The organism is Streptomyces sp. P5F9, from assembly GCF_057961495.1.
In genome coordinates, this window is sequence record NZ_JBXVPZ010000365.1 from 1 (window position 1) to 10,120 (window position 10,120).

The 10,120-nt window shown below is 68.7% G+C and carries 13 protein-coding genes; 7 read left to right on the forward strand and 6 right to left on the reverse strand.

All coding sequences use genetic code 11. The features are described 5' to 3' along the window. The coding region (locus tag AC31A1_RS38395; RefSeq protein ID WP_489657719.1) for a VOC family protein at window positions 1-514 on the reverse strand (514 nt) is incomplete at its 3' end. 126 nt (window positions 515-640) lie between these two features. Between AC31A1_RS38395 and AC31A1_RS38400 the strand changes: the two genes are divergently transcribed. From AC31A1_RS38400 to AC31A1_RS38430, 7 genes are all read left to right on the forward strand, one after another. Continuing rightward, window positions 641-1,132 (forward strand): Lrp/AsnC family transcriptional regulator, encoded by a 492-nt coding sequence (locus AC31A1_RS38400; RefSeq protein WP_489657720.1) that lies wholly within the window; start codon window positions 641-643, stop codon window positions 1,130-1,132. 12 nt (window positions 1,133-1,144) lie between these two features. Then, window positions 1,145-1,792: an ABC transporter permease gene (locus tag AC31A1_RS38405; protein WP_489657721.1), complete on the forward strand. Its 648-nt coding sequence runs from the start codon at window positions 1,145-1,147 to the stop codon at window positions 1,790-1,792. Further along, window positions 1,785-3,029 (forward strand): betaine/proline/choline family ABC transporter ATP-binding protein, encoded by a 1,245-nt coding sequence (locus AC31A1_RS38410; protein ID WP_489657722.1) that lies wholly within the window; start codon window positions 1,785-1,787, stop codon window positions 3,027-3,029. The genes AC31A1_RS38405 and AC31A1_RS38410 overlap by 8 nt, the downstream gene beginning before the upstream one ends. Next, window positions 3,026-3,829, forward strand: a complete 804-nt coding sequence (locus tag AC31A1_RS38415) for an ABC transporter permease (protein WP_489657723.1) — start codon at window positions 3,026-3,028, stop codon at window positions 3,827-3,829. Before AC31A1_RS38410 ends, AC31A1_RS38415 begins: the two co-directional genes overlap by 4 nt. Further along, a complete protein-coding gene (locus AC31A1_RS38420; protein WP_489657724.1) occupies window positions 3,826-4,782 on the forward strand; it encodes a glycine betaine ABC transporter substrate-binding protein in 957 nt (318 codons plus the stop codon). The genes AC31A1_RS38415 and AC31A1_RS38420 overlap by 4 nt, the downstream gene beginning before the upstream one ends. Before the next feature lie 81 nt (window positions 4,783-4,863). Further along, a complete protein-coding gene (locus AC31A1_RS38425; protein ID WP_489657725.1) occupies window positions 4,864-5,448 on the forward strand; it encodes a helix-turn-helix domain-containing protein in 585 nt (194 codons plus the stop codon). An 11-nt stretch (window positions 5,449-5,459) separates the two neighbouring features. Then, complete coding sequence (locus AC31A1_RS38430; protein WP_489657726.1) at window positions 5,460-5,648, forward strand: hypothetical protein; 189 nt, start codon at window positions 5,460-5,462, stop codon at window positions 5,646-5,648. On the opposite strand, the gene AC31A1_RS38435 is transcribed toward AC31A1_RS38430, so the two are convergent. The 5 genes from AC31A1_RS38435 to AC31A1_RS38455 all read right to left on the reverse strand — a co-directional run bounded on the left by AC31A1_RS38435 (window position 5,645) and on the right by AC31A1_RS38455 (window position 10,042). Next, window positions 5,645-6,439, reverse strand: coding sequence for a S16 family serine protease (locus AC31A1_RS38435; RefSeq protein WP_489657727.1), 795 nt, complete (start codon window positions 6,437-6,439; stop codon window positions 5,645-5,647). The two genes, AC31A1_RS38430 and AC31A1_RS38435, sit on opposite strands and share 4 nt — an antisense overlap. Window positions 6,440-6,529: 90 nt before the next feature. Then, the gene (locus AC31A1_RS38440; protein ID WP_033286087.1) at window positions 6,530-7,171 is read right to left on the reverse strand and encodes an IclR family transcriptional regulator; all 642 of its coding nucleotides are present in this window, start codon (window positions 7,169-7,171) and stop codon (window positions 6,530-6,532) included. 351 nt (window positions 7,172-7,522) lie between these two features. After that, window positions 7,523-9,322 (reverse strand): DEAD/DEAH box helicase, encoded by a 1,800-nt coding sequence (locus tag AC31A1_RS38445; RefSeq protein WP_489657728.1) that lies wholly within the window; start codon window positions 9,320-9,322, stop codon window positions 7,523-7,525. A gap of 154 nt (window positions 9,323-9,476) precedes the next feature. Then, entirely contained in the window at window positions 9,477-9,845 is a 369-nt protein-coding gene (locus AC31A1_RS38450) for a type II toxin-antitoxin system death-on-curing family toxin (protein ID WP_489657729.1), read from the reverse strand. Continuing rightward, window positions 9,845-10,042 (reverse strand): hypothetical protein, encoded by a 198-nt coding sequence (locus tag AC31A1_RS38455; protein WP_489657730.1) that lies wholly within the window; start codon window positions 10,040-10,042, stop codon window positions 9,845-9,847. The genes AC31A1_RS38450 and AC31A1_RS38455 overlap by 1 nt, the downstream gene beginning before the upstream one ends. Between the last annotated feature and the right edge of the window lie 78 nt (window positions 10,043-10,120).

The following is a 10,120-nucleotide window of genomic DNA, read 5'->3' on the forward strand; positions in this document are numbered from 1 at the left end:
GGTCGGCGGGGGCGAAGCCGGGGAGGTACGGGCCGTCGTAGCCCGTGCGCTCGACGAGCGTGTGGCGGGTCTCGCCGTAGGTCGCGATCGCGGCGAGGACGACCGTGCCGTGGTCGTCCTTCAGCTCGTACGGCTCGGCGAGCGAGCGGGCGCCGTGCTCGACGGCGTACGCGTGGGCGGCGCGCGCGTCCGGCACCTCGATGGCGAGGTCGACGACGCCGTCGCCGTGCTCGGCCACGTGCCGGGTGAGGAACTCGCCCCAGGGGGTGGCGGGCTTGATGACGGAGGTGAAGACGAAGCGGGCGGAGCCGTTGGTGAGCACGTACGAGGCGGTCTCGCGGCTGCCGTTCTCCGGTCCGGAGTAGGCGACCAGCGTCATGCCGAAGGCCGTGGAGTAGTAGTGCGCCGCCTGCTTGGCGTTGCCCACGGCGAAGACGACCGCGTCCATTCCCTTGACCGGGAAGGGGTCGGCCTGCCGGGCGGTGTCGGGAGTGTGGTGAGTGGTCTGCGTCATGGGCGAAGGCTCCCGCTCCTCCGCAAGGTGCGCAATAGTTTGCATATCTGCTGGGCAATCTGTTCAGCGATACGGCAGTATCCACGGACTTTCTGTACAGGATGACCATCTCGGGAAGCGGGCAGCATGGGGATCGATCGTCTCGACGGCCGGATCATCGTGGTGCTGGCGGAGGAGCCGCGGATCGGGGTGCTGGAGATGTCCCGGCGGCTGGGGGTGGCCCGCGGGACCGTGCAGGCGCGGCTGGACCGGCTTCAGTCGAATGGAGTCATCCGGGGATTCGGCCCGCAGGTCGATCCGGCGGCGCTCGGCTATCCGGTCACGGCGTTCGCGACGCTGGAGATCCGGCAAGGTCAAGGCCCGGACGTACGGGCGCACTTGGCGACCGTCCCCGAGGTCCTCGAACTGCACACGACCACCGGCAGCGGGGACATGCTGTGCCGGCTCGTGGCCCGGTCGAACGCCGATCTCCAGCGGGTCATCGACCGGGTTGTCGGTTTTGATGGCATTGTCCGGGCCGCCACCGCGATCGTGATGGAGAACCCCGTTCCCCTGCGGATCATCCCGCTGGTGGAACAGGCGGCGGAAGACCGGGAGAGGACGACCTGGCCGACGTAGGGGTGTGGGCATGTGAGCTTCTGGGAGTACTTGGGCAACCGGCACCAGCAGCTGCTCACCGACGCCTACCAGCACGCCAGCGCGGTCTTCCAGTGCATGGTCGTGGCCACGCTGATCGGGGTGGCGATCGGGGTCGTCACGTATCGGAGCGAGTGGGCCGGCAACCTCGCCACCACGGCCACGTCGACCATTCTGACCATTCCGTCGCTCGCCATGATCGGTCTGCTCATTCCGATCGTCGGTCTTGGCGTTCCGCCCACGGTGATCGCTCTGACCCTGTACGGCCTGCTGCCGATCGTCCGTAACGCGATCGTGGGCCTGCGCGGGGTCGACCCGTCGCTGGTGGACGCGGCGAAGGGCATCGGGATGTCCCGGCTGATGCGGCTCGCGCGGGTCGAACTGCCGCTGGCCTGGCCGCCGATCCTGACCGGTATCCGGGTCTCCACGCAGATGCTGATGGGCATCGCGGCCATCGCGGCGTACGCCTCCGGGCCCGGCCTCGGCAACGAGATCTTCCGCGGGATCGGGTCGCTGGGCAGCAAGAACGCCCTCAACCAGGTGCTCGCGGGCACGCTCGGGATCATCGTCCTGGCGCTGCTGTTCGACGCCGCGTACGTCCTTCTCGGACGGCTGACCATTCCCAGGGGGATCCGTGCCTGAGTCAGCTACGACTACCTCCGGTGCCTCCATCGAGCTGGAGAACCTGACCAAGCGGTATCCCGGCAGTCCGCAGCCGGCGGTCGACAGCGTCAACATGGAGATCAAGGCGGGTGAGCTGGTCGTCTTCGTCGGGCCCTCCGGCTGCGGCAAGTCGACCACGCTCAAGATGATCAACCGGCTGATCGAACCGACCGGCGGCCGTATCCGCATTGACGGCGAGGACGTCACCGACATCGACCCGGTGAAGCTGCGCCGCAAGGTCGGCTACGCGATCCAGTCCAGCGGTCTCTTCCCGCACATGACCGTCGCCCAGAACATCGCGCTGGTCCCGAAGATGATCGGCTGGTCCAAGTCCCGGATCAGGAACCGGGTGGAGGAGATGCTCGACCTGGTCGGTCTTGACGCCGGCGAGTTCCAGGGCCGCTATCCGCGCCAGCTCTCCGGCGGGCAGCAGCAACGCGTGGGCGTGGCACGGGCGTTGGCGGCCGACCCGCCGGTGCTGCTGATGGACGAGCCGTTCGGCGCGGTCGACCCGATCACCCGCGATCACCTCCAGGACGAGTTGATCAGGCTCCAGCACGAACTGCACAAGACGATCGTCTTCGTCACCCACGACTTCGACGAGGCGATCAAACTGGGCGACCGGATCGCGGTGTTGCGCGAACGCTCGCACATCGCGCAGTTCGACACCCCGGAGGCGATCCTCACGAACCCGGCGGACGACTTCGTGTCCGGGTTCGTGGGCGCCGGGGCGGCCCTGAAGCGGCTGAACCTGACCCGCGTACGGGACGTGGAGATCACGGACTATCCGACGGTGACCGTCGACGACCCGCTCCAGGACATCTTCAACCGGCTCCGGGACAGCGGCACCAACGAGATCCTGCTGCTCGACAAGCGCGGCCGGCCCTACAAGTGGCTGCGGCGCGGCGACATGATGCGCGCCAAGGGGTCGCTGGCCCGGGCGGGCACGCTGGTCAGCGACACGGTGACGCGGGACGCGACGCTCCGGGACGCGCTGGAGGCGGTGCTCACGGACAACGCGGGGCGGGTCGCGGTCACCGGGCGGCGCGGGGAGTACACCGGGGTCGTCGACATGGAGACGCTGATGAACTCCGTGCACGAACTCCTGGAGGCCGACCGGCTGGAGGCGATGGAGGCCCAGCACGAGCTGGAGGAGGCCCGGGCCCTTCAGACGCACGCCGAGCAGGAAGGCGTCGGCGGGGAGGAGAAGGCGTGACCACTCCCGAGCTGGAAGAAGAGACGGAAGTCGAGGCCCCGCCGCCCGCGACTCCCCCGAAACGCCGGATCACCTGGCAGAAGCTGACCTTCCTGCCCGCCGTCCTGGTGGCGATCCTGCTGGCGACCTGGCTGTGGTTCAACCAGGCCCACCTGGACGCCATTTCGGAGAACGCCCTCTCCAACGGCCAAGTCTCCAAGGCACTTTGGCAGCACATCCGACTGACCGCGATCTCCACGTTCTTCGTGCTGATCATCGCGATCCCGCTGGGCATCCTGCTGACCCGCGGGGCGTTCCGCAAGGCCGCCCCGGTGGCGATGACGTTCGCCAACATGGGCCAAGCGACCCCGGCGATCGGCCTGTTGGCCCTGCTGGTGATCTGGCTCGGCACCGGCGAGAAGGCGGCCCTGATCGGCATCATCATCTACGCCGTCCTGCCGGTCCTGTCCAACACGATCGCGGGCCTGAAGGCCAACGACCCGACGCTCCTGGAGGCGGCCCGAGGCATCGGCATGTCCCCACTCGGCGTCCTGTCAAAGGTGGAGCTCCCCCTTGCCGTCCCGCTGATCCTGGCCGGGGTCCGAACCGCCCTCGTCCTCAACGTCGGTACGGCCACCCTGGCGACCTTCGGCGGAGGCGGCGGCCTGGGCGTCCTGATCACCACCGGCATCACCACCCAGCGCATGCCCGTCCTGGTGCTCGGCTCGATCCTCACGATCAGCCTCGCCCTCCTCGTGGACTGGCTGGCCTCCCTGGTCGAACTGCTGCTGCGGCCAAGGGGATTGGAGGCGGGCTCATGAAACGCACCTGTCTCCTGCTGGCCGGGACCCTGGTCGTCGTCGCCGGCTGCGGACTGACCAGCGGCTCCCCGATGGTTGACGACGTCAGCCCCGGCACCATCGGCAAGGGCGAGCCCCTCAAGGGCGCGCAACTCACCGTCACGTCGAAGGAGTTCACCGAGCAGCTGATCCTCGGCGCGATGATGGGCATCGCCTTCGAGGCGGCCGGCGCGGACGTCCTCGACCGGACCGGCATCCAGGGTTCGATCGGAGCGCGGGAGGCCGTCAAGTCCGGTGACGCGGACGGGATGTACGAGTACACCGGCACCGCGTGGATCACCTACCTCGGCAACAGCAAGCCGATCACCGACCCGCTGAAGCAGTGGCAGGCGGTACGGGACGCCGACCTCAAGAACGGCATCACCTGGCTGCCCCCCTCCGCCCTCAACAACACCTACGCGCTCGCGATGAACCAGGCCAACTTCAAGAAGTACGGCACGAAGACGCTGTCCGAGGTGGCCGCGCTGGCGAAGAAGAACCCGGGCGCGGTGACGCTGTGCGTGGAGAGCGAGTTCGCCAACCGCGCGGACGGGCTGCCGGGCATGGAGAAGGCGTACGGCATGAACCTCCCCGCGAAGAACATCACGCAGATGGACACCGGGATCATCTACACCCAGGTGAAGAAGGGGAGTTGCACCTACGGCGAGGTCTTCACCACCGACGGCCGCATCAAGTCCATGAACCTCGCGGTGATGGCCGACGACAAGAAGTTCTTCCCCAACTACAACGCGGCGCCCGAGATCAACACGAAGGCCCTGAAGAAGTGGCCGGCGATCGCGAAGGTCCTGGACCCGGTCACGAAGAAGCTCAACAACACGGTGGCGCGGACGCTGAACGCGAAGGTGGATGTCGACGGGGAGGATCCGCATCAGGTGGCGTTGGACTGGATGAAGGCGGAGGGGTTGGTCAAGTAAGGGTGGTGGGGGGCGAGTTAGAAAGAGCTAGTTGCAAAGAAGTGCTTGCAACGACTTCTTTGCAACGCTAGCTTTGTACGCATGCCGGAGCACGAAGAACGGAAACGACGCCGCCTCGACGCCCGCTCGCTGCGCGGCCTGGCACACCCGCTGCGGATGCAGCTGCTGGACGCGCTGCGGAACAACGGCCCGGCCACCGCCTCCCAACTGGGCGCCCGGCTGGGCGAGTCCAGCGGTGCGACCAGCTACCACCTGCGCCAGCTCGCCGCGCACGGGTTCGTCGAGGACGCCCCCGAGCACGGCAAGGGCCGGGAGCGGTGGTGGCAGGCGGTGGACCAGGGAATCGTCTTCGACACCGACGAGTTCGAAGGCGCCGGCCCCGAGGTCCGGGGACTGGCGGAGGTGTTCCTGCACGAGATCGCGAACACCCACTCCCGCGAGCTGGTCACCTGGCTCAACGGCCGGAACAGCTGGGCCGAACCCTGGTCCCGCGCTTCCGACATGAGCGACGCGACGCTACGGCTGACGCCCGACCTGGCCGCCGAGCTCATCGGCAAGATGCACGCCCTGATCGACGACTACCGGAACCGCGTCCCCGACAAGGACACCCCGGAATCCGAGCAAGTGCGCGTCCACACCCACCTGTTCCCCATCGAGACGGACTGAGAGGCACAGCCATGTATTCGCACATCCAGCTCGCACAGCAGCACATCGCCGAACTGCACGCCCAGGCCGACGCCCACCGCCTCGCCGCCGAGGCCAAGCCGCCCCGGCGCGAACTCCGCACCCGCCTCGGCTGGACCCTCGTAGAACTGGGCCTGCGCCTGGCCGCCACCCCTAGCGGGACGAAGCCGGCGCTCGCCTAGCAGCCAGGCACGGACCCCTTACCCGTCTCCAGCGCCTCCAGCGCGCTCACCGCGCTCTTCAGTGTGGTCACGGCGACCAGTCGTAGGCCCTTGGGCAGTTCGGACTTGGCGTCCGAGCACTCGGCCTTCGGGACCAGGAAGACCGTCGCGCCGTCACGGCGCGCGGCCTGGGTCTTGAGGGCCACTCCCCCGACCGCGCCGACCGTTCCGTCGGTGCCGATCGTCCCCGTACCGGCGATGGTGCGGCCGCCCGTCAGGTCACCGCCGCTGCCGTCGCCGTTCAGCTTGTCGATGATCCCCAGGGTGAACAGCAGACCCGCGCTGGGGCCGCCGACGTCCGCCAGCTTGAGGGTGACCTTGACCTTGTTGTCGCTGAGCTTCAGGTAGTCGAGCGCGGCGGTGGTCGCGTCGTCCTGCGACTCCTGCATCTGCTCCGTGTTGTGCTGCTCGATCTCCTTGACGCTGTTGCCGCTCGGGTAGACCGAGTCACGCGGCATGACCGCTCGATCGGTACGGAACCAGCTGTCGATCACATCGCTCAAGGAGACATGTTGATCGGGTCCGGTCGCTTCGATCGTCGTCATGCGCAGCTGACCGCTCGTCGTGCGCACCGGCGCCCCGGAGATCGTGATCACCGGGGTGCCCTTGTTCTCGCCGAGCACGTTCGCGGTCAGACCGGGCTGCGCCAGTGAGAACGGCAACGGCGCGAAGCCCGCCGTGGCGAGCAGCGCCACGACGGGCAGAGCGCAGACGGCTACGGCCTGGGGGCGCGTGAGGCGAGAGAGGAGCACGGGATCAATCTAACGCGACGGCCACTTCCGGCCAGGCGCCGGTCACCCCATGCCTGTAGGTCACCCCATGCCTGTAAACGACCTCAGGCCTCAGCGCAGTGCTTCGGCGACCTCGCGCGCCGCGTCGACGACCCGCGGTCCGACCCGTTCGGGCACCGCGTCGGCCAGCATCACGACGCCGACGCTGCCTTCGACCCCCGTGACGCCCAGCAGCGGAGCCGCGGCACCGCTCGCCCCGGCCTCCAACTCGCCGTGCGTCAAGGTGTATCCGGGTTCGTCCGCGGCCTGGTGCCGGGCGGCGAGGATCGCGCGGCCCGCGGCGCCCCGGTCCAGGGGGTGGCGGAAGCCGGCGCGGTAGGCCACGTGGTAGTCGGTCCAGGTCGGCTCGACCACCGCGACGGCGAGAGCGTCCGCCCCGTCGACCAGGGTGAGGTGAGCGGTCGCCCCGATGTCCTCGGCCAGCGAGCGCAGCGCGGGGAGCGCTGCCTCCCGTACGAGGGGATGCACCTGGCGCCCGAGCCGCAGCACCCCGAGCCCGACGCGGGCCCGGCCGCCGAGATCACGGCGTACGAGTGCGTGCTGTTCGAGGGTGGCCAGCAACCGGTACACGACGGTCCGGTTGACGCCCAGCTTGTTGGACAGTTCGGTGACGGTCAGCCCGTGGTCCGTATCGGCCAGCAGTTTGAGGACGCGCAGTCCCCGGTCGAGCGTCTGGGAGGTCTCCGCGGTCACGACGCCCACTCCTTAAGTGGTGAGGTCGGCGGCCCCCTGGCGGCGGATGCGTCACCGAGTCCCGTCAGTGACGCGCTTCAGAGGCCGCCGATCGGCGAGGCGGCCCGGCGTGTCCGGGCCCAGTCGCTTCACGGCTGCGCTCCGCGGCGGCGCTGCCACGGGGCGTGTGCGTAGCGGGACACTAGCGAAGGCGGTTCGCTGAGCGGAAGTCTCCGTCCAGAATCCGGTCACCGACTGGTACGGACCGGTTCCCTTCATGTCGGTATGTCCTGACCTGCGGATCGTCTCTGCGCAGATTCCGCACAGATGTGCGGGTCGGCCGACGGAGTCGGTACGGATCTGCCGAGGGGATCACTTCATGCGCGTGGCCCACTCCTGGACCTTCGCGATGCGCTGCCGCAGCTGCCCGGCCGTGGCCTCGGCACTCGGCGGGCCGCCGCAGGTGCGGCGCAGCTCGGTGTGGATGACGCCGTGCGGTTTGCCGGTCTGGTGGACGTACGCGGAGACCATGGTGTTGAGCGACTTCCGCAGCTCCATCATCTCCTTGTGGGAGACGACGGGCCGCCGCTCGGCGGGCAGTTCCAGCAGGTCGGCTTCCTCGTCCGGCTTCTTGCGGCTGTGCGCGATCTGCCGGGCCTGCCGCTTCTGGAGCAGCATCTGCACCTGGTCGGGTTCGAGGAGTCCGGGGATGCCGAGGTAGTCCTGCTCCTCCTCGCTCCCGGGGTGCGCCTGCATGCCGAACTCGGCGCCGTCGTAGAGCACCCGGTCGAAGACGGCCTCGGACTCCAGGGCCTCGAAGGAGAACTGCTCCTGCTCGCCGGTGTCCTCGTCCTGCTCCTTGTTCGCCTCCTCCATCTCCTTCTCGGACTCGGCGTACGGGTCCTCCTCGCCCTCCTTCTTGGGCTTGTCGAGGGCGTGGTCGCGCTCGACCTCCATCTCGTTGGCGAAGGTGAGGAGGTCGGGGACGGTCGGGAGGAAGACGGAGGCGGTCTCGCCGCGCCGCCGGGACCGCACGAAGCGGCCGACGGCCTGGGCGAAGAAGAGAGGGGTGGAGATGGTGGTGGCGTACACCCCGACGGCGAGCCGCGGCACGTCGACGCCCTCGGACACCATCCGCACCGCGACCATCCACCGGTCGTTGCTCGCGGCGAAGTCGTCGATGCGCTTGGAGGCACCGGTGTCGTCCGACAGGACGACGGTCGCCTTGCTGCCGGTGATCTCGCGGATCAGCTTGGCGTAGGCGCGCGCCGAGTCCTGGTCGGAGGCGATGACGAGGGCGCCCGCGTCCGGGATGCCCTTCCTGACCTCGGTCAGCCGCTGGTCGGCGGCGCGCAGCACGCTCGGCATCCACTCGCCGCGCGCGTCCAGCGCCGTACGCCAGGCCTGACTGATCGCGTCCTTGGTCATCGGCTCGCCGAGCCGCGCGGCGATCTCGTCACCGGCCTTGGTCCGCCAGCGCATGTTGCCGCTGTAGGAGAGGAAGATGACGGGCCGGACGACTCCGTCGCCGAGCGCGGAGCCGTAGCCATAGGTGTAGTCGGCGGAGGACCGCCGAATCCCGTCGTTCCCTTCCTCATACGTGACGAAGGGAATGGGATTGGTGTCGGACCGGAAGGGCGTACCGGTGAGCGCGAGCCGACGGGTGGCCGGCTCGAAGGCTTCGAGGCACGCCTCGCCCCACGACTTCGAGTCACCGGCGTGGTGGATCTCGTCGAGGATGACGAGCGTCTTGCGCTGCTCGACACGGTTGCGGTGCAGCATCGGCCGTACGCCGACGCCGGCATAGGTGACGGCGACGCCCTGGTAGTCCTTGCCGAGCGGCCCGGCGCTGTACTCGGGATCCAGCTTGATCCCTATCCGCGCGGCCGCCTCCGCCCACTGCTTCTTCAGGTGCTCGGTCGGCGCGACCACGGTCACCTGCTGCACGACGTGGTGGTGGAGCAGCCAGGAGGCGAGGGTGAGCGCGAAGGTCGTCTTGCCGGCACCGGGGGTCGCGACCGCGAGGAAGTCCCGCGGCTGCTCCTGGATGTACCTCTCCATCGCCCCCTGCTGCCAGGCACGCAGCTTGCCGGCGGTGCCCCAGGGGGCGCGGCCGGGAAAGGCGGGAGAGAGGTGGTGGGAGCTGGCGGAGGAGGCGGCGGTGGTAGTCACGGTCTCCGGGTTCGGGAGTAGGGCGGCTCGGTTACGTCGGCTACATCGGCTACATATGACAACCGGGCCACCCTACCGGCGGGGTGACGGTGTCACCGTGCGGACTGCGCCGGGGTGGCGGGGGATGGGACTGAGGTCACAGATCGAGGGCGGGTCAGCGCGCGAAGCGCGGCAGTCGGGCAGCGATCTTGGGTACGTCCAGAGCGCCTTGGCAGACGTCGAGTACGAACTGCTCCGCCTCGTCCACGTCGAAGTCGGCGTCCAGGGGGTGTCCGTTCATGTGCAGGAAGACCCAGGTCGCGTACCAGGCGATGCGTTTGTTCCCGTCCACGAGGGCGTGGTTGCGGGCGTGGGACTCCATGAGCGCGGCGGCTTTCTGCCATACGTCCGGATAGGCGTCCTGCCCGAACACACTCGCCTGGGGGCGGGCGAGCGCCGAGTCGAGAAGCCCGTAGTCACGCACCTCGTCCGCCCCGAGCCGCTTCGCGAGGTTCAGCAACTCGGGAAGCGTGAGGAAATGCATCAGGCGAGCCTCCGGTTCAGCTCGGCGCTGGCCTTCAGGACATGGTCAGCCGCCTCGTTGAACAGACGCGAGTGCTCGTTTACGGCCGCGATCACAGCGTCGTGCGCGAAGGCCTGCATGCTGCGCCCCTCCGCTGCCGCGCGATCGCGCAGGGCGTCAAGCTCTTCGTCCGTAAACCGCAGGTTCAGTCCAGCCATGCCTCAACGGTACCGCGCGGTACCGCTTGGTGTCACCGCGATTCCGTCCGCACCCGCGTGGTCACCCACGCCCCCACC

Excerpts from the sequence above, each read along its gene's own strand:
- AC31A1_RS38430 (WP_489657726.1), top strand. The coding sequence starts at position 5,460 with ATGTATTCGCACATCCAGCTCGCACAGCAGCACATCGCCGAACTGCAC.
- AC31A1_RS38425 (WP_489657725.1), top strand. The coding sequence starts at position 4,864 with ATGCCGGAGCACGAAGAACGGAAACGACGCCGCCTCGACGCCCGCTCG.
- AC31A1_RS38420 (WP_489657724.1), top strand. The coding sequence starts at position 3,826 with ATGAAACGCACCTGTCTCCTGCTGGCCGGGACCCTGGTCGTCGTCGCC.
- AC31A1_RS38450 (WP_489657729.1), bottom strand. The coding sequence starts at position 9,845 with ATGCATTTCCTCACGCTTCCCGAGTTGCTGAACCTCGCGAAGCGGCTC.
- AC31A1_RS38455 (WP_489657730.1), bottom strand. The coding sequence starts at position 10,042 with ATGGCTGGACTGAACCTGCGGTTTACGGACGAAGAGCTTGACGCCCTG.
- AC31A1_RS38400 (WP_489657720.1), top strand. The coding sequence starts at position 641 with ATGGGGATCGATCGTCTCGACGGCCGGATCATCGTGGTGCTGGCGGAG.